At 45.0% G+C, this 22142-nt stretch carries 7 protein-coding genes; all 7 read left to right on the top strand.

Translation table 11 applies throughout. The features are described from left to right. Positions 1–63: 63 nt before the first annotated feature. The 7 genes from KI350_RS10310 to bacA all read left to right on the top strand — a co-directional run bounded on the left by KI350_RS10310 (position 64) and on the right by bacA (position 22104). Positions 64–1017, top strand: a complete 954-nt coding sequence (locus KI350_RS10310) for an MBL fold metallo-hydrolase (protein WP_041817457.1) — start codon at positions 64–66, stop codon at positions 1015–1017. 9 nt (positions 1018–1026) lie between these two features. Continuing rightward, positions 1027–1809 carry an SDR family NAD(P)-dependent oxidoreductase gene (locus tag KI350_RS10305; protein WP_020452084.1) on the top strand — a complete coding sequence of 261 codons (783 nt, stop codon included), beginning with the start codon at positions 1027–1029 and terminating at the stop codon, positions 1807–1809. 427 nt (positions 1810–2236) lie between these two features. Beyond that, complete coding sequence (locus KI350_RS10300) at positions 2237–2959, top strand: poly-gamma-glutamate hydrolase family protein (RefSeq protein WP_080646604.1); 723 nt, start codon at positions 2237–2239, stop codon at positions 2957–2959. Between the two features lie 53 nt (positions 2960–3012). Next, positions 3013–3522 (top strand): DUF3189 family protein, encoded by a 510-nt coding sequence (locus KI350_RS10295; RefSeq protein WP_041817455.1) that lies wholly within the window; start codon positions 3013–3015, stop codon positions 3520–3522. Positions 3523–3981: 459 nt separating this feature from the next. Beyond that, a complete protein-coding gene (locus KI350_RS10290) occupies positions 3982–5247 on the top strand; it encodes an MFS transporter (RefSeq protein WP_020452081.1) in 1266 nt (421 codons plus the stop codon). A gap of 46 nt (positions 5248–5293) precedes the next feature. Continuing rightward, on the top strand, positions 5294–5998 hold the full coding sequence (locus tag KI350_RS10285) for a thioesterase II family protein (protein ID WP_020452080.1): 705 nt from the start codon (positions 5294–5296) through the stop codon (positions 5996–5998). Between the two features lie 335 nt (positions 5999–6333). Further along, complete coding sequence (gene bacA / locus KI350_RS10280) at positions 6334–22104, top strand: bacitracin non-ribosomal peptide synthetase BacA (RefSeq protein ID WP_154059222.1); 15771 nt, start codon at positions 6334–6336, stop codon at positions 22102–22104. Positions 22105–22142 lie beyond the last annotated feature (38 nt).

Below are 22142 nucleotides of genomic sequence, written 5' to 3'. Positions count from 1 at the left end.
ATGCGCGGGAGAAAAAGGTAAAATATGATCAACATCAATTCGCAGGATGAGGAGAATCAAACGATGAAAGACGCAAGAATCATTCCTATTTCATTGCCGACTCCGTTTGCAGTCGGAGACGTCAACATTTATTTGGTCAGAGGCGAGGCGCTCACTCTGATCGATGCCGGGCCCAATACAAAGGAGGCGGCCGCCGTTTTGAAGAAAGAGCTGGCCGGCCAGGGACTGTCATTAAACGATATCGACCAGGTCGTTCTGACCCATCATCACGCTGATCACGCCGGACTGCTGGACGAATTCCCCGCAGGGGTCAACATCATCGGCCATCCGTTCAATGAACCGTATATCAGCCAAAATCCCGATTTTATTGAAAAACAAAAGGCCTTTTTTACATACCTGTTTCAGCGATTCGGCGTTCCCGGCGATATGAAGCCGCCGGGGCTTACGGTAAAAGCGTCGTACCGGTTTTCCTGTAATCGGACATTGACAGAGACCGTTTCAGAAGGCGCGCAAATTGACGGGCTTGAAGGGTGGAGGGTTCTTGAGACGCCCGGACACGCCGCTTCACATATTGTCCTTTATCATGAGGAGCTTGGAAGCATGCTCGGAGGAGACTTGCTGTTAAAGCCGTCTTCTTCAAATCCGCTTCTGGAAGTGCCGCAAAAAGGAGAAAAGCGCCCGACTCCGCTGCTGGACTATTTGAAATCGCTCGGCAGGCTGCGGGAGCTTCCGCTCAATATTATTTATCCCGGCCACGGGGAGGAAATCACAAAAGTGAATGAGCTTGTCGCCAAAAGGCTGGAAAAGCAGCGAAACAGAGCCGAAGAGGTGTACCGCATCCTTTCTGAAAAACCGCATTCACCTTATCAGATATGTCAAAAACTGTTCCCTGCAGTCTATGAAAAAGAGCTGTTCTTAACGATGTCAGAAACGATTGGGCAGCTTGACGATTTGGAATCCCAAGGGAGGATCGGAGCAGAAACGGCCGATGGAATCGAGTACTATTACGCAAAGTAGGTGACGAACATGCAGCAAAAGTTGAAAGAGCAAAACGTGATGATTACAGGGGCTTCAGGAGGACTTGGCGAACGGATCGCATACCATGCCGCCAAGGAAGGAGCCGAGATTATTCTGGCTGCGCGCAGAAGAGACCGCCTCATGGCTTTGAAGCAAAACATCGCCGATGAAACCGGTGCAAAATGCCGCATCATCGCATTGGACGTCAGCCGGACGGATGACATTAAAGCGGCGTTCCAAGAGGCCGGTCCGGTTGATATTCTTGTGAACAACGCGGGATTCGGTATTTTCGAAAGCGCGCTTGACGCTTCCCTTGAAGATATGAAAGCGATGTTTGAGGTCAACGTATTCGGTCTGATCGCCTGCACGAAAATGGCACTTCCGCATATGATCAGGCAAGACAAAGGCCATATTATCAACATCGCCTCACAAGCGGGCAAATTAGCGACGCCCAAGTCAAGCCTTTATGCAGCAACAAAGCATGCTGTGCTCGGATATTCAAACAGCTTGAGAATGGAGCTTGCCGAGACAGGGGTCAACGTGACAACGGTCAATCCTGGACCGATTCAAACCGATTTTTTCAAGACGGCCGATAAAAGAGGGGATTATGTCAAAAACGTCGAGAGATGGATGCTTGATCCCGATCAGGTTGCTAAGAAAGTCGTCTCGGCAATGATGACGAACAAGCGCGAAATTAATCTTCCAGGCTGGATGAACGGAGTCAGCAAACTCTATCAGCTCTTCCCATCCCTGGTTGAACGAGCAGGCCGGAGCGCTTTCTATAAAAAATGATCGTCTCTGAAAGGAACGGAAATGTCCGTTTCTTTTTTATTTGCATTTTTTTAGATGATCTCCTGTCAGAGAGGCTCAAAATATCATATAAAGACAGGGAGACTTTGTCCCTCTTCAAACCGCTGCACCGAACCTGTGCTTCCTTCTATAGGCTTTGCTTGATCTGAAGGCACCTGTCCCGTCTGAGGCAATCGATATAAAAATACTGTATGCCGAAAGATTCCGTGCTTCCGGGAACACGTGCCGGCCGCTGATGAAAAATAAGGTAAAGGTCGCTTTCGTTATGCAGTTCTTCTTATATAAAATGGCAACTGGGTGACGAAAAGAAGTAATATTTTACCATTTATTGAGATTCTCTCATCCCGGCCGAAACATGATATCACGTGATACTCGCAACAAAATACACGATAAAAGGAGTTTCTTAATGGTGCAGGAAGAATGGAACCCATTGATGAAAAGTCGTTGCATCATCTGGTTAGTCACGGGGATTTGCTTAACGGTCATCTTTCAATTTCCACTGCAAAGCGTCGCTTCATCCGCAGACAAATACGCCAATTTTGCCGAGCTTGCCGAACATGAAACAGAAGGAGAAGATTATCAAATCGAATATACAGACATGGGCACCGAACTGTTGATTCTTTCGCCGCACGGCGGAGGAATCGAAGGAGGTGTCAGTGAACTTGTCCGCGCCTTCAGCGCCGATTATTCCACTTACTTATTCGAAGGAATCAAACCCTCGCAAAACTGGGATCTTCACATCACAAGCAACAATTTTGATGAACCGCAGGCCGTCAAAGCGGTCAAAGAGCACAACTATACGCTGGCTTTTCATGGATATCATGACATCGTTGAACATACGCTTGTGGGGGGAACGGATACCGGAGGGGCGAAAGCAATTGTCAGAGCGCTGCAGAACAAAGGTTTTTCAGCGGAGCTGGTCAGCCCAAGCCACCGGCTTGCAGGGGGAAATCCCGAAAATATCAATAATCAATGCAAAACAGGTCAAAGCATTCAATTGGAAATCAGCACGCCTCAACGAGAGGCTTTTTTTTCGGAGTTCGGCCTGTGGACGCGGGCAAGTTCTAAAAATGAGACGTTCCAAGCGTATGTCTCAGCTGTTAAAGAAGTTTTGGAAACACGGTATAAATAAGATTGTATATTTGGGTCACATTAAAACTAAAGACATTTAAGAGGGTGAGCATGTTGATCTATATATACAACTGTTACGGCGGCACTCATTCATCTGCGCTTGCCGCCGCTTATCATCTGAAAAAGCTCCCATTCAGCAGAAAACCGACGAAAAACGAAATTTTAAGCACCGACTGTTTTAATCAATTAAGTCCGAAGGAAATGGGAAAATTAATTTTTCACGGTCTAGATGAAGAAGGCCACCAGGTGTACACGATCGGCCGAGGATCATCAAAAGCGGTCATTCCAGCCATGCTGGGCGTTTTCGAGCTGTTTGAAAAAAGCGGAAAACTGCAGGAAAAAGTCATTTTTTCAAACACGTCTCCGACTGTGCCCATTGCGATGACATTCGGCGGTTTATTTTCAAGGAGGCTGAAAATCGATCCGATCGGGGTTCCTTTGCTGGTGCTCGGAGCGCAGCAGGCATACCAAGACATCATCAAACTGGTACAGCAAACAAAAGACCGTTCAAAAACGACTTCTTCGGTGATCGAAGTGCTGGATAACAATTTCATAAAAAAATGAACATCTAAACAGCTTCCGGTATGCTGAGTCTTTCGGCTTCCATATCGGAAGCGTTTTTTTGTTTTCTTGATATAGTAATTACTTTTTAAAAAGGACATTTTCTAAAAAAATGAATATAAGATAGAGGATATTGTTGAAATAGGACGAATCTATAACCTTAGAATTACTTTTCATAAATTTACTTCTTTGTAAATTTGAAGGGGAGCGATCGGGGATTTCCCTTCCACTTTGCTAGAGAATACTATCTGAAAGAAGAAACGGGGGGTTAAAAAGACGGCTGCAATCGTTATGAGAAGCAGCGATTTTATATTGGGAAATTCAATCTGCGACACTTTAAATGATAGAAGTGTAGTTTTAAAAATGAAAATCAATGTGATAAGAGACGGAAAATTAGAATGATGTTATTTTTTCAGAATAACAAATGGAGCCGTCTGTCTCAATACAAATTAGGAGGCGCCTATGAAAAAAATGTTTTCTATTTTTCAAAATAAAAATTATGCGCTGCTGTTCTTCGCATCCTTTACCTCACAAATGGGAGGGATCATCGGACTCACTGCACTCTTGTTTTACCTTCTAGACCGTTTTTCCAATCAGCCTGCATATGCCACAATGACCGAGCTGATGCTGTCATTGCCTACATTGGCTGTATTTTTTCTCGTCGGTGTTTTCGCGGATAAGTTTGACCGGCAGAAAATCGCCAAAAACTGCGACTGGATCTGTATGGGACTATCTATTGTATTACTGCTGTCGCTCTATCTTGAATGGATGCCGTTTACATTTGCCGTTCTTTTTTTAAGAAACGCCGTTAAAAGTTTTTTCACCCCTGCCCAAACTTCTCTTATTCAAGGAATATTATCTGAAAACGAATATTCGCTGGCCGTCGGATTGAATCAAATGGTAGCCAGTTTATTTATGCTGTTCGGAAACGGGCTTGGCGTATTTTGTTATTGGACGCTTGGAGTTGAAGGAGCCGTCATGGTTGATGCAGCCAGCTTCGCACTGAGCGGGCTTTTGATTCAAGCCTGCCGGATCTCCGATGCCGTCCGCATGCCAAATGGAAAACATTCCATTAGACAGCTGAATATCGCTGGTATATGGAAAGATTTCACACTTGGTTTTACTTATATTCTCAACCATAAATTGCTGCTTGCCCTCGTGTCCGGATTCGTCCTTTTCGGAGTTGTCAATGGGGGGCTCTCGGTCATGCAGGTGTTTATACTAAAATACAAGCTTGCACCTGGAAACTATGAAGAAATGTCGATTGTACTCGGCATTGTTTTCGGTGCGGGGTTTTTGGCGGGAAGCATCGCCGCATCCTTGCTTTCTCAAAAATTGAAGCTTTATCAACTTTTGATCCTGGCGCTGATTGTTTGCGGTTGTGCCACGATTTCCGGCTCCCTGGTTAAAAGTTTGTGGCTGTATATGGTCTGCTCCTGCTTTATCGCGGTTTCTCTTCCAAGCATCAACGTTGCCATCGGAGGATGGATACCAAGCATCGTCAATCCGAAAATGATGGGAAGGGTACAGGGGTGGATTCATCCGCTTATGATGCTCTCACAGTCGCTGACCCTTCTGTTTATTGCTTGGCTTTACCCGGCATGGATCGCGCTTGAAAGCCTGTATTGGCTAGTCGGGGGAAGCCTGATTGCTGTTGGCGTTTTCTACATGATTATCCTTCCGAAGTTTTTAGCGGTGAACCGGACGGCTGACGTATCCGTCGATTAACGGCTTATTCACCAAAAAATATCTACAACGAAAGGGAATGATAGAAATGAAATTATTTTGCCTGCCTTACGCCGGCGGATCCGAATCCGCATTTTATTCCTGGAAAGGCCATATGCAGCCCGACATTGAGATTTGTCCGATTCAGCTGAAGGGAAGGGGCCGGCGTTTCAACGAGCCTTGTTACGAAAGCCTTGAAGAAGCAGTTCAAGACATTTTTGAGCAGGTTCAAGCTGAACGAAAAGGTGACGACTACGCTCTTTTCGGGCACAGCATGGGAAGCCTTTTGGCATATGAACTTTACTATCAAATGAGCGGGGCGGGAGCTGAAAAACCGGTTCACATTTTTTTCTCGGGCTATAAAGCGCCAAACAGGATCAGAAAGACAGAAAAACTGCATACCTTGCCCAATCCTATTTTTAAGAAAAAAATTGTCGAGCTCGGGGGAACGCCTGAGGAGCTCATCAATCATGAAGAGCTATTTGAATTGTTTATCCCCATTCTCAAAAGCGACTTTAAAATGGTAGAAAACTATATCTATCAAGAAAGAAACAGCAAAATAGATTGCGACATTACCGTTCTCAACGGAAAAGAAGACGCCATGAGCAAGGAAGATGTATCCGATTGGAAACATCATACTTCAGGACACTTTACAGCCTATTACTTTGAGGGGAATCATTTCTTTTTGCACCATCACGTTGAAAAGATCACCGAAATCATCAATCATTCACTGACAGCCAGCCGGACGTTTTAACCTGCGATTTCGGCGAGATTCAAGCCCGGGTCTAATCTATTTTTCCTTCTTCGGACGCTTCAAAAATTACTTTTATTATAATCGGAACAGTGTTTTTTAGATCTTTTGATCTATTTGGTGTTTATCTTGTCTCATAAATACATGTTTAAACAATGTAAAATATAAAATATCCAATTCATAAAAAATTAACCATTATTAAACAATATTCCTATGGAAAATAATGATTATTTTTGATAATCTGTTTTCACAAGACGGAGGTTCAATAAAAAATCGGTAAAAGAGCAACTACAGACCAATATTATGGTGAATATTTTATCAAAAAGGAGAATTTTTATATGGTTGCTAAACATTCATTAGAAAATGGGGTATTTCACAAAATGACAGAGAATGAAAAAGAACTGATCCTACATTTTAACAACACAAAAACCGATTATCCAAAAAACAAGACGCTTCATGAGCTTTTTGAAGAACAGGCCATGAAGACGCCTGACCATACGGCTCTTGTGTTCGGTGCTCAGCGCATGACCTACAGAGAGCTGAATGAGAAGGCAAACCAAACCGCGAGACTCCTCAGAGAAAAAGGGATCGGCAGAGGCTCGATTGCCGCGATCATCGCGGACCGCTCCTTTGAAATGATCATCGGCATCATCGGTATTTTAAAAGCGGGAGGTGCGTATCTGCCGATCGACCCTGAAACGCCGAAAGACAGAATTGCCTTCATGCTCAGCGACACGAAAGCCGCGGTGCTGCTTACGCAAGGAAAAGCGGCGGACGGAATCGATTGTGAGGCTGACATCGTTCAGTTGGACAGAGAGGCTTCAGACGGATTCAGTAAAGAACCGCTCAGTTCTGTCAATGATTCCGGCGATACCGCCTATATTATCTACACATCAGGTTCCACGGGAACGCCAAAAGGCGTCATCACCCCGCACTACAGTGTCATAAGGGTTGTTCAAAATACCAATTATATCGATATCACAGAAGACGATGTCATTCTCCAACTGTCCAATTATTCGTTTGACGGATCGGTGTTCGACATCTTCGGCGCTTTATTAAACGGAGCGTCGCTGGTCATGATTGAGAAGGAAGCGCTATTGAACATCAATAGACTTGGAAGCGCTATCAACGAGGAGAAGGTCAGCGTGATGTTCATTACGACGGCACTGTTCAACATGATTGCCGACATTCATGTCGACTGTCTGTCGAATTTACGAAAAATCCTCTTCGGCGGGGAAAGAGCGTCGATACCGCATGTAAGAAAAGTGCTGAATCATGTCGGCCGGGATAAATTGATTCATGTTTACGGCCCGACAGAAAGCACGGTATATGCGACATATTATTTCATCAACGAGATAGACGATGAGGCGGAAACGATTCCGATCGGCAGCCCGCTGGCGAATACGTCGGTCTTGATCATGGATGAAGCCGGCAAGCTCCTGCCGATCGGGGTTCCCGGCGAGCTGTGCATCGCGGGCGACGGTTTAAGCAAAGGATATTTAAACCGCGAGGAACTGACGGCGGAAAAATTCATCCCGCATCCGTTCATTCCGGGAGAAAGGCTGTACAAGACGGGCGATTTAGCGAAATGGCTGCCAGACGGCAACATCGAATTCATCGGCCGAATCGACCACCAGGTGAAAATCCGCGGCTTCAGGATCGAACTTGGCGAAATCGAAAGCCGGCTGGAGATGCATGAAGACATCAATGAGACGATCGTCACCGTCAGGGAAGACGAAGAAAGCCGCCCGTACATTTGCGCCTATATCACGGCGAATCGCGAGATTTCCCTTGATGAGCTGAAAGGATTTTTAGGTGAAAAGCTTCCGGAATACATGATTCCCGCATATTTTGTCAAATTGGACAAGCTGCCGCTCACCAAAAACGGGAAAGTCGACAGAAAAGCCCTGCCTGAGCCGGACAGAACGGCGGGGGCGGAAAACGAATATGAAGCGCCGCGAAATGAAACGGAAGAAAAGCTGGCAGCTGTTTGGCAGGATGTTTTGCACGTTGAAAAAGCGGGCATTCATGATCATTTTGCACAAATGGGCGGACATTCATTGCATGCGATGGAGCTCATCGCCAAAATAAAGGAAAAAATGAATGTTGAAATTCCGCTGCATCAGCTATTTAAGCTTGCGACCATAAAGGAATTGAGCGCTTTTATCGAAGCTAATCACCAAGAAGACAAGGGCGACACTCTCGTGACAAGGGCTGCCGATCCGGAAAATATCCATGAAATATTCCCGCTCACAGGCATTCAGCTGGCTTATTTGGTTGGCAGGGATGAGACGTTCGAAATCGGCGGAGTCGCTACGAATTTAACTGTCGAATTTGAAGCTGATGTCGATTTGAATCGATTTCAGCTGACACTGCAAAAACTGATTGACAGGCATCCGATTCTCCGCACGATCGTATTTGAAAACGGAACGCAAAAAATTCTCGAAGCAACACAACGTTATACGATCGAAACTCAGGATTTAAGAGGTTTCACAGAAGAAGAAATCAACGCCAGAATTTTAGAACAGCGGGAGAAGATGACATCAAAAATCATTGATCCAAGTGTATGGCCTTTGTTTGAACTCAAAACGTTTATGCTGCCTGGAGAGAAAAAATATTTTTTCCTCAATGTGGACCCGCTCATTTGCGATGACAGCAGTATGAAACGATTAATCAGAGAGTTTAAACAACTATATGAAAACCCCGGCCTCCAACTGCCTTCACTAGAATACAGCTTCAGAGATTATGTTTTGGCCTCAATCAATTTTAAGCAAACAAGCAGATATCAAAAAGATCAACAATATTGGCTGGATAAACTGGATCATTTTCCAAGTGCGCCTGAGCTGCCTCTTAAATCTGATCCAGCTCATGTAGCGAAACCTTCGTTCAAGAAGTTTTCAACGTTTTTGGATGGACATACATGGAATGAATTAAAAAAGAAAGCCCGGCATCATCATCTCACGCCGACTTCCGTCCTTTGTGCTGCATATGCCTATATATTAGCTTATTGGAGCCGGCAAAATCATTTTGCTATCAATTTAACCGTATTTAACAGAATCCCGTTTCATCCGGATGTCAAGAACATGATCGGAGATTTTACCTCTTTAATGCTGCTGGATATCCATGCCGAAGAAAACATGAGCTCTTTCTGGAGATTTGCTTTAAATGTTCAGGACACGCTTTTGGAAGCACTGGAACACAGACATTATGACGGGGTTGATGTGATCAGAAACATTGCCAAAAAGAATGGCATGAATAAAAAAGCTGTCATGCCGATCGTATTCACAAGCGTGCTGAGTGAAAATCCCGACGACTCATTTGACAGTCTTGTCGATTTTGACAACATTCATTTCTTTAGCACGAGAACGTCGCAAGTATATATTGACAACCAAGTTTATGAAATAAACGGCGGCCTTTATATTACATGGGACTATGTGGAGCAAATTTTTGAACATGAAGTAATTGAATCGATGTTTGACCAGTATATCGCTGTCATCCAGAAAGCCGTATCCGGCGAGGACGTTTCAACCATCCAAATGAATGAAAAAAGCCGCCAAATGATCAGCGCCTATAATGACACAGATCAATCTTTCGATACCGAGCCTTTGCACGAATTGTTTACCGGCCAGGTTAAACATGGACCTGACAGAATAGCACTCAAGCATCATGATGAGGTGATGACCTATCAGGAGCTTGACGAAAAATCCAACCAGGTCGCAAGATTTCTCATTGGAAAAGGGGTTGAAAGGGGCGACTATATCGGTGTCATCGGCAAAAGAAGCCTGGGGACGATTGTCAATTTATTGGCTGTATTGAAGACTGGAGCAGCTTATATCCCTCTCGATCCGGATTATCCGGAAGAAAGAAAGGCGTATATCCAATCAAAAAGCAATTGCAAATTCTTCATCAGCCATGACGTGTATGACAAAGAACATATCGAGCGCTTCTCAAAAGCGCCGGTTGACCGAAAAGTCGATTTGGATGACATGGCATATGTCATCTTTACGTCAGGAAGCACAGGCAAGCCAAAAGGCGTTCAGATTACGCATGGTGCCGCAGCGAATACCATTCTAGATATCAATGAAAAATTCAGCGTCACAGAACAAGATAACATGATGGGCATTTCCTCATTGTGCTTTGATTTATCTGTTTATGACGTGTTTGGCGCTTTAAGCAGCGGGGCGTCACTTGTCATCATTGATGACCAAAGGGATGTATTCAGTCTGAAAGAGACAGTCGAAAAAGAACGGATTACAATTTGGAATTCTGTTCCGGCGATTATGGGAATGACGGCCGATGTATACCCGGACAACGAACTCAATCATCATCTCAGACTCATCCTGCTAAGCGGAGACTGGATACCGCTTCAGTTGCCTGCAACCATAAAGAAGACGTTTAAAAACGCAGAAGTGATTAGTTTGGGAGGCGCAACAGAAGGATCCATCTGGTCGATCTACTATCCGATTCAAAAAGTAGAGGAAGACTGGAAAAGCATTCCTTATGGAAAACCGCTGGCCAATCAAAAAATATACGTATTGAACCAGAATAAACAATTATGTCCCGTCGGTGTCGAAGGAGAGCTGTATATAGGCGGAGCGGGGGTAGCAAGCGGGTATATTCATGATCAAGAAAAAACGGATCATTCATTTATCCAGCATCAGGAATTAGGTTACATCTATAAAACGGGTGACTACGGCGTCTTGAAAGAGGACGGTTATGTAGAGTTTCTCGGAAGAAAAGACAGCCAGGTGAAGATCAGAGGCTACAGAGTGGAAATGGGGGAAATTGAAAATACTCTCGTAAGCCATCAGGAGATTACGAAGGCATCGGTTATTGATTATACAAGTCCGGACGGAATCAAAAACTTATACGCTTTTGTTGTAGCCGAGAACGCGATCAGCCAATTAGATGTAAAGGAATTTTTGCAAAAAACGCTGCCTGACTATATGATTCCTGCGAAATTCGTGCAAATTGAGGAAATCCCGTTAACTGTAAACGGAAAAGTCGATAAACGCACGCTCCATGACTTGGCTGAACAGCATACCGCAGATGAAGGTCAACGAGGCGGATCGATGCTGCCGGAGAATGAAACACAAGCCATGCTTCTGGAGATTTGGAAAGATATATTTGGCCTAGACAGCATCAATCTCGATGTCAGCTATTATGAAATTGGCGGAGATTCACTCAAAGCGATATCCATCATCACAGAAATCAACAAACGAATGAATGTTGAGATGCCGATCAGCGAAATCTTTAAAAATGATACAATCATCGCTTTGGACCACTATTTGAAAAACAGAGAAGAAAGCGATATGGAACATCCGATTCAAAAGGCTCGCGAAAAAGAGTATTATCCGACATCCCCTGCCCAACAAAGAATGTATATGCTGTCGATGCTGGAAAATGAAAGGGGAGCTTACCATATTCCGATGGCCCTTCTTGTCGAAGGCCGGATCAACGCCATACAGCTCGAAAACGCATTGAAGACATTTTTGCAAAGACATGAAATATTGCGAACCGGGTTTGAAATCCAAAACAATGAACTCATCCAAAAAATTTATGAGAATGTCGACTTCCGCCTGGAATACGAGTGCTTAGACGCTTCGATTACAGATCAGCGTGCTTTAATGGAGATCACAAGCACGTACTGTAAAGAATCCATCAAGCCTTTTGATTTAAGCCGGCCGCCTCTTATGAGGGCCAAGCTGATCAAAATCGAAGATATTAGGCATATACTGGTCATAAATTTCCACCACATCATCAGTGACGGGGTTTCTCAAGGCATCCTGATGAATGAAATATTGGAACTTTACAGCAATGTGCCATTGCCGGAAGTAAATGTGCAATATAAAGATTATGTGGAATGGAATCATACATTTAATCAATCAGCCGCGATGAAAAAGCAGGAAGCCTATTGGCTTGACGTTTATCGCGATATACCGTCAAAGCTGGACTTTCCTTATGACTATAAACGTCATCATATCGACACGTTTGAAGGAAGCAGCGTGTTTTTGGAAATGGAGCGGGAACTGTCAGATCATATAAGGAAGCTGGCGAAACATAACGGAACAACTCTTTATACGGTGATGCTGAGCGCATATTATGTGCTTTTAAATAAATATACAAATCAAACAGATATCGTTGTCGGAACCGCTGCTGCGGGAAGGCTGCATCCTGATCTGCAAGATGTATTCGGCGTTTTTGTTAATACACTTGCTTTGCGGAACGAGGTTGATACTTCCTACAGTTTTAAAGAATTTTTGCAGCAGACGAAAGAGCGTACGATTGCGGCCTTTGACAATTCCGAGTATCCGTTTGATGATTTGATCCGCAAACTCAATGGTGTACGGGAGTCTAACCGCAATCCTTTGTTCGACACGATGTTTGTTCTGGAAGATGCCAGGATGTTTACCAAACAGAAAGGCGATGTCAAGCTGAGTCCGATCATCTTTGAACTGGACAATGCAAAATTTGACATGATCTTTAATGTGTTGGATTTTGAACAAAAGATCGTATTGAACATTGAATATTCGACAAGTCTTTTCAAGGAAGAGACGATTCAAAAGATAGCGGAAGATTATTTCAGGATTTTAGAGGAAGTTTCAGAAAACCTTGATGTTGCTTTACATCAAATCGACATGATATCCCGTCAAGAAAAACGGACACTTTTAGAGTCCTTTAACCATACAAAGACGGCATATCCAAAAGGAAAAGCAATCCACCAGCTGTTTGAGGAGCAGGCAAAACGAATACCAGATCACACTGCAGTTGTTTTTGAAGATCAAAAACTGACGTACCGACAGTTGAATGAAAAAGCAAATCAAGTGGCAAGGCTTTTGAGAGAAAAAGGTGTCAAGCCGGATACGCTCGTCGGGATCATGATGGAGCGTTCGTCAGATATGATCGCAGCGATTCTCGGTGTGCTGAAAGCAGGCGGCGCCTATTTGCCGATTGATCCTGAGTATCCTCTGGAGCGGATGAGATACATGGCTTTTGACAGTGAAGTCAAAGTCATCATCTCTGACGTTCCGCTTGCCGAGGAGCTTACGGCCGAATCGATCGAGTTGATTCATATGGATGATGAGAGGATTGCCGGGCAGGATCGGTCAGACATTGACAATGTCAATCAAAGCGGCGACCTTGCATATGTCATCTATACGTCGGGGTCAACGGGAAAGCCAAAAGGCGTGATGATCGAACATCAATCATTGATCAACTTGTGCAGCTGGCATCAATCCTGTTTTGAAGTCGGACAAAACGACAACAGCTCGATTTATGCGAGCATCAGCTTCGACGCTTTTGTCTGGGAGCTGTTCCCTTATATAACAGCGGGAGCCACCGTTCATGTCCTCAATCAGGAGACAAGGCTGGATGTTGAAAAGCTGAACCGGTATTTTCATGACCATCATATTACGATCAGCTTTTTGCCGACACCAGTCTGCGAACAATTTACAGCGCTTGACAATCATTCGTTAAGAACGCTGTTAACGGGTGGAGATAAATTAAACGTCTTTAAAGAAAAAAGCTATCAAATCGTAAACAATTACGGACCGACGGAGAATACAGTTGTTGCTACAAGTTTTCCAATAGACAAATCGTATCAAAATATTCCAATCGGAAAACCGATCGATAACGTCAAAGTGTATATATTGAACAAAGACCTTCAGCTTTGTCCGCTCGGAGCCAGCGGTGAGCTCTGCATCGCCGGGGAAGGGCTGGCCCGCGGGTATGTAAACAGACCGGAATTGACTCGGGAAAAATTCATCGAAAATCCGTTTGTACCCGGGGAAAGAATGTACCGCACAGGTGATCTTGCCAAAATGCTGCCGGATGGAAACATTCAGTTTTTGGGACGGGTTGACCAGCAGGTTAAGATTCGCGGCTATCGGATCGAACCCGGCGAGATCGAGAACCGGCTGCTTAAATATGAAAAGATTGAAGAAGCGGCGGTCATCGCAAGAGAAGACGGAGATCATGACCCGTATCTTTGCGCATATGTAACGGTTAAAAAGGAAGTCGAACCGGAGAAGATCAGAGCGTTTTTAAAGAAAAGCCTTCCGGATTATATGATTCCTCAGTACTTTGTCCAGCTTGACGGGCTGCCGCTTACCGTGAATGGAAAAGTGGATAAGAAAAGCCTTCCGGTTCCGGAACGGAGCGTCACAATGGATCGCCGCTACGAAGCGCCGCGGGATCAGATGGAAGAAAAACTTGTTTCCATATGGGAAGAGGCTTTAGGAATCAATAAAATCGGGATCAACAGCCATTTCTTTGAAGCCGGCGGGCATTCGCTTAAAGCCGCCGCTTTGGTATCAACCATTCATAAAGAACTGAATGTCAAGCTGCCTTTAAGACAAATATTCGAAACCCCGACGATTAAAGGGCTGAGGGAATATATCGGTGCGGCGAAGGAAAGTGTTTTTACATCGATAGGAAAAACGGAAGAAAAACCATATTACCGATTGTCTTCAGCGCAAAAAAGGCTCTATATCCTTTCTCAAACAGGCAGTCATGTTGCATATAACATGCCTTTTGCCATGACGCTCGAAGGCGATTTTGATATCCGCCGATTTGAGAATACATTAAAAAACATGGTCAAAAGACATGAATCATTTCGAACTTCATTTGTCATGATCGACGGTGAGGTGATGCAGCAGATTGAAAAAGAGATCGATTTTCAAGTCGCATACAGTGACATCGGCAAAGAAAGCGCCGAAGAAAAAATCAAAAGCTTCATCAGGCCGTTTCATTTGGAAAAAGCACCGCTTTTAAGGGCGGAGGTCGTCAAATTGAATGAACGTGAGCACTTGCTGATGTTCGATATGCACCATATCATTTCCGATGGCGTGTCCACCGACATCTTCATTCAAGAACTGGGAGCGCTGTATGAAGGGAAATCACTGAAGCCGTTCCATATTCAATATAAAGATTACGCAGAATGGGAAAATAGCCATGCCCGCAGCGAGGAGCTGAAAAGACAGGAAGAATACTGGCTGAAGACGTATAAAGGCGATATCCCGGTCCTTGATCTCCCGATAGATCATAAAAGGCCGCTGACGAAAAGCTCTGAAGGTGACACCGTCACTGCAGCAATCGAAAGTGAAACATTCCGCAAGCTTCAGCATATGGCGAAAGAAAACGGCGTTACGATGTACATGCTTCTGTTGGCCGGTTATACAGCACTGCTTTCCAAATATACAGGTCAGGAAGATATCATCGTCGGAACCCCGGCTGCAGGGAGAAATCATGAGGATATTCAACATCTCATCGGCATGTTTGTCAATACCTTGGCGATCAGAAACCATCCGGAAGGGAAAAAGACTTTCAGAGATTATTTGCAAGAGGTAAAAGAAAACACGCTTCAGGCTTATGAAAACCAGGATTATCCGTTTGAAGAGCTTGTAGAAAAAGTAAACATCAAACGGGACATGGCCCGAAACCCGCTCTTTGATACGATGCTCGTGTACCATAACACAGACGTAAAGCCGTTTGAAGCAGAGGGGCTGAGAAGCAGGCTGGTGGAGATCAAGCGCGGCATTTCCAAGTTTGACATCACAGTGACTGCGAGTGAAGCGGCAGACGGATTAAGATTGGAAGTTGAGTATTCAACGACGCTATTCAACAAGGAAAGAATGGAAAGACTATCTGAACACCTGATCAGCTTGTTGGAACAAGCGGCGGATCATCCGGACATTGCCATCAATCAGATAGATGTCCTGACAAAGGGTGAAAGACATCGGGTTCTGTATGATTTTAACCGAACAGACGGTGTGTTCTGCAAAGAGATGACGATACCGGAGCTGTTTGAAAAGCAGGCGGAAAAAACGCCTGATCATCCGGCGGTTGCCTTCGGGGATGAAACGATTTCTTACAGGGAGCTGAATGAAAGGGCGAACAGCCTGGCTTTCACCTTGCGTCAAAAAGGAGTAGGCCCTGATGTGATAGCAGGGATTCTCACAGAACGGTCAATCGAAATGATCGTCGGTATTATGGGTATTTTGAAAGCTGGCGGAGCCTATCTGCCAATCGATCCGGCGTATCCGCAGGAAAGAATAAGCTACATGTTAAAAGACAGCGATGTCAGCGTATTATGCGCGGCAGGCGATGTGGACCCGGGTGAAGCATATACCGGAGATATCATCCGGATTGATCAAACCGGACAAAATGACCACGTGGAAAACCTTAAGCATGACATCAAGCCGCAGCATTTGGCATATGTCATCTATACATCGGGATCCACTGGAAAACCGAAAGGCGTCATGATCGAGCATCATAGTGTGAACAATCTTGTTCATGGATTAAATGAAAGAATTTATCAGCATCTCGATGCTCATTTAAATGTAGCGCTGGTTGCGCCTTATATATTTGATGCCTCTGTCAAACAAATATTCGCAGCGCTTCTCTTCGGGCATACCCTTTGCATCGTCCCACGCGAGACAGCCTGGGATGCCATGAGTTTAATTGAGTATTATTCGAAAAACAACATCAATGTATCTGACATGACGCCTGCTCATTTAAACATGCTGGCTTATGTAGACAAAACGGAACTCGAATTCGATCTGAAGGAATTGATTGTCGGAGGAGATGCATTAACACCTGATGTCATAGGCGGCCTATTTCATAAATTTCCGAATCTGTCATGCAATATCACGAATGTATACGGCCCGACAGAGTGCTGTGTTGATGCTGCTTCACATCAAATCGAATCGGGAAAAGTGCCGCAAACACCGTCCATTCCGATCGGCAGACCGCTTCTCAATACAAGCATCTATATTGTGGACAAAGAACTCCGCCCTCTGCCGGTTGGCATTGCCGGAGAACTATGTATAGCAGGTGAAGGGGTTGCCAGGGGGTATGTAAACAGACCTGAGCTTACGGCGGAAAAGTTTGTCGACCATCCATTTGAGCCAGGCAAAAAAATGTACAAAACCGGAGATTTGGCGATGTGGCTTCCGGATGGACAGATTGAGTTTTTAGGACGGGCCGATCATCAAGTGAAAATCCGCGGCTATCGCATAGAGCTCGGCGAAGTGGAACAGCAGCTCTTGACACATGAGAAAATCAAAGAAGCGGCAGTGATCGCAGGAAAGGATCAAAACGGCAACAGCTATTTATGCGCCTATATCGCCTCTGACAAGGAATTGCCTGCAGCTGATGTACGACAATTTCTCGAAAGGGAAATGCCTGATTATATGATTCCGTCCTATTTTGTGAAGCTTGACAGGCTCCCGCGCACCCCAAGCGGTAAAGTGGACAGAAGCGCACTGCCTGAGGCGGACGGCAATGTAAATGTCATGGAAGGAACCGGGTACGATCCGCCCCGTAATGAAATCGAACGAAAACTCGTGCAAGTCTGGAGAGAGATTCTCGGTGCCGAGGACATCGGGATCAGTCACCATTTCTTTGCGGCAGGGGGAGACTCGATCAAGGCGCTCCAGATCGTATCCAGGCTGGCAAAGATGAACCTGAAACTTGAGATGAAGGCGCTGTTCGCCAATCCGAAAATAAAAGATCTCAGCCGATTTATTACAGAAGAAACGAGACATCGCAAACATAACAAACCCGTTACAGGTGAGACGGAACTGCTTCCTATCCAAAAGAGATATTTTGCGAACAACAAAGAGGAGCTTGACCACTTCAACCAGTCATTTATGCTCTTTAGAAAAGACGGCTATGACGAAAACATCGTCAGAACAGCATTCAATAAAATACTGGAGCAGCATGACGCGTTAAGGATGATCTATGAAGAAAAAGACGGAGACATTATTCAATACAACAGAGGCTATCGTGAAAACTTGTTCGACCTGGATGTTTATGATGTAAGAGGCTTTGACAGTCAAGAGGAAAAGGTGTTTGAGCTGGCGACAGGCATTCAAAAAAAATCATCGATTAGAAAAGGAAAACTCGTTCATCTCGGCATCTTCCGGGCTGATGAGGGCGATCACCTGCTCATTGCGATCCATCATCTTGTCGTTGACGGCGTATCGTGGAGAATTTTGTTCGAGGATTTTGAAACATTGTACCTTCAGGCATTGAAAGGTGAACCTCTCGACATCGGATATAAAACGGATTCATACCAAGAGTTCGCCCGTCAATTGAAGAAGTATGCCCAAAGCCGCAGGCTGTTAAAGGAAAGGGAGTATTGGCAAAAGGCCCTGGAAGCGGATGTTCCATTTATTCCTGCTGAAAAGCTTGAACGAGACACGTTTGAACACAGCGCGACTTTGAGCATCAGAATCGGCCCAGACGTGACAGCGAAACTTTTGCGAAACGCAAACAAAGCCTACAACACGGAAATCAACGATATTTTGCTGACGGCATTAATCGCCGCAGTCAGGGATATCACCGGCGAAAACAAATTGAAGGTCATGATGGAAGGGCACGGCAGGGAGGACATCTTAGACGGTGTTGACATCACGAGAACGATCGGCTGGTTTACGACGGTTTATCCGGTCTTTATCGATTTGGGAGAAGAAAAAGAAATATCGCAAAATATCAAAATGGTCAAAGAAGCGTTGAGAAAAATACCGAATAAAGGGATCGGCTACGGTGTTTTAAAATACATGACAGAAGAGCTTCAGAAAATACAAACACAGGCTCCGCTTTCTTTTAACTATTTTGGAGAAATGAACAATGACATGAATAGAAAAGTATTTTCCCAGTCGCCATTTTCACCGGGAGAAAGCATCGGCGGAAAAATCGTAAGGCACTGCGCCATCGAAATGAATGCGATCTCTTTAAACGGCGAATTGACAATCTATACGACGTTCAACCAGGACCAATACCAAACAAGCACAATCGAACAACTCAATCAATCATTCAAAGAAAACCTGGAAAAGATCGTCGATCATTGCGTTGATAAAGAAGGATCGGACATGACGCCTTCCGATTATGGCGATGTCTCGCTTGGTCTTGAAGAGCTGGAGCTTATTAAAGATAAGTACAGCGCGTTTCAAATCGAAAAGATCTATCCACTGGCCAATATGCAAAAAGGAATGCTATTTCATAACGCTATGGATCAGACATCAGGGGCATACTTCCAGCAAATTGTCATCAAATTAAAAGGACGTGTCCATCCGGACATTTTAGAAGAAAGCTTTCACGAAATCGTGAAGAGGCATGAAATCTTAAGGGCGTCTTTTGAATATGAAATCACAGCCGAACCGAGACAAATCATAGCTAGAGACCGGAAAACACCTTTCACATCAATAGATCTGACAGGCGAAAATCGAACGCGGCAGCATAGGTTCATAGAAACATATTTAAAAGAAGATCAAGAAAAAGGCTTTGATCTGAGCAGTGAAGCCCTCATGAGGGTTTGTTTGATCAAAATGAGTGATGAATCGTATCGGCTCATTTGGAGTCATCACCACATCCTCCTGGACGGCTGGTGTCTGGGTATTGTTTTGAGCGAGCTGTTCAGTCTATATGGAAAAATAATGAAGGGCGAATCCCGCCGATTAAAAGAGCCGAAGCCGTATGGAGACTATATCAAATGGCTGGAAAAACAAGATCAAGAAGAAGCGGTGGCATACTGGAAGGATTATCTAAAAGGGTATGAGTCGCGGTCTGAACTTCCGGCGTTCAATCGCGGCGCAACGTCAGAAGAATATTGCGGCAAAGAAAAAGTCATATCGTTTTCAAAAGAACTGACAACGAAAATCACCCGGATCGCCAAGCAGCATCATGTCACCATCAATACGGTTCTTCAAGGAATTTGGGGCATGATTCTGGCAAAATACAACAATACCGATGAAGTCGTATTCGGAACCGTCGTCTCGGGACGGGAGGCTCCTGTTGACGGCATCGAAGAGATGGTCGGCTTGTTTATTCATACAATACCGACACGGATCAGCTTTGAAGGCGCAAGAAGCTTTAAAGAGGTGTTAAAGAAAACACAAGCCGAGTCTATCGAAAGCAATCGATACAGCTATATGAATTTATCGGAAATTCAGGAACTGAGTGAAATGAAAAGAGAGCTGATCACTCATGTCATGGCCTTTCAAAATTATGCGTTTGATGAAGAGCTGTTCAGAAGCCAATCCGGGGAAACCGGTTTTGAACTGGAAGGTGTTCATGGAAAAGAACGGACCAACTATAATTTTAATCTGACCGGCGTTTTAGAAGATGAGCAGCTGAAGCTCAAATTGACATTTAACGAAAATGTGTATGACAACACCATCATCGAAACATTAGAAAAGCATATCATCACCGTCGCAGAACAAGTGGCGGAAGATGAGACACAAACATTACGAGACATCAACCTTGTGTCAAAAGAAGAACAACACAGGATTTTACACACATTCAACGATACAAAAACGGGTTACCCGAAAGACAAGCCGCTTCATGAGCTCTTTGAGGAACAGGCCATGAAGACGCCTGACCATACGGCTCTTGTGTTCGGTGCTCAGCGCATGACCTACAGAGAGCTGAATGAGAAAGCAAACCAAACCGCGAGACTCCTCAGAGAAAAAGGGATCGGCAGAGGCTCGATTGCGGCGATCATCGCGGACCGCTCCTTTGAAATGATCATCGGCATCATCGGGATTTTAAAAGCGGGCGGCACGTATTTGCCGATCGATCCTGAAACGCCTAGGGACAGAATCGATTATATGTTGAAAAATAGCGGTGCGGCATTGTTAGTAACAACAGATTCGCTTCTTAAACCTTTTGATATAAAAACCGTTGATTTGTGTTCGGACGAGTTGCACTTACTAAGTGAAGAGAATCTTCCGCGTGTGAATCGCTCAAGCGATACAGCGTACATCGTCTACACGTCCGGCTCAACCGGAACGCCAAAAGGAGTGGTCATCCCGCATTACAGTGCGGCAAGAGTCGTTAAAAATACCAATTATATCGACATCACAGGAAACGATGTCATTCTCCAACTGTCCAATTATTCGTTTGACGGATCGGTGTTCGACATCTTCGGAGCTCTCTTAAACGGAGCCTCACTCGTCCTGATCGAAAAAGAGACGGTCTTGAATACACATGAGCTGGCCGAAGTGATAAAAAAAGAACAAGTCAGCGTGATGTTCATTACGACGGCGCTGTTCAATACGCTCGCCGACATCAATATCGGCTGCCTCGCCAAGCTGCGGAAAATCCTCTTCGGCGGGGAAAGAGCGTCGATACCGCATGTGAGAAAAGTGCTGGATCATGTCGGCCGGGATAAATTGATTCATGTTTACGGCCCAACGGAAAGCACGGTGTATGCGACATATTACTTCATCAACGAGATAGACGATGAAGCGGAAACAATCCCGATCGGCAGCCCGCTGGCGAATACGTCGGTCTTGATCATGGATGAAGCCGGCAAGCTCCTGCCGATCGGGGTTCCCGGAGAGCTTTGCATCGCGGGCGACGGTTTAAGCAAAGGATATTTAAACCGCGAGGAACTGACGGCGGAAAAATTCATCCCGCATCCGTTCATTCCGGGAGAAAGGCTGTACAAGACGGGCGATTTAGCGAAATGGCTGCCAGACGGCAACATCGAATTCATCGGCCGGATCGACCACCAGGTGAAAATCCGCGGCTTCAGGATCGAACTCGGCGAAATCGAAAGCCGGCTGGAGATGCATGAAGACATCAATGAGACAATCGTCACCGTCAGGGAAGACGAAGAGAGCCGCCCGTACATTTGCGCCTATATCACGGCAAATCGCGAGATTTCTCTTGATGAGCTGAAAGGATTTTTAGGTGAAAAGCTTCCGGATTACATGATCCCCGCCTATTTCGTGAAAATGGACAAGCTGCCGCTCACCAAAAACGGGAAAGTGGACAGAAAAGCCCTGCCTGAGCCGGACAGAAGCGCAGGAACTGAAGCAGAGTACGAAGCGCCAAGAAACTATGTCGAACAGCGCATCATTTCCATCTTGGAGGACGTACTCGGAACAGAGCGGATGGGTATTTCCTGCCATTTCTTCGACAAGGGGGGGAATTCGCTGAAAGCGATGCAAGCTGTCCATTCCATTAACAAAACGTTTGGCATTGATATGAGGATCAGCACGTTCTTTAAACATCCGACTGCAAAATCATTAGCGCGTTTTGTATTAACCGCTGAAGCCGAATCGGCCGTTAGTGAGGAGTACGCGGAAGAGGAAGTGTGATGGAATTGCACTGTACAATCTATCATTTCAAATGATAG

The sequence above is a fragment of the Bacillus sp. J41TS8 genome (assembly GCF_018333035.1).
GTDB lineage: Bacteria > Bacillota > Bacilli > Bacillales > Bacillaceae > Bacillus > Bacillus paralicheniformis.
This window is presented reverse-complemented; position numbering and strand designations above follow the sequence as displayed.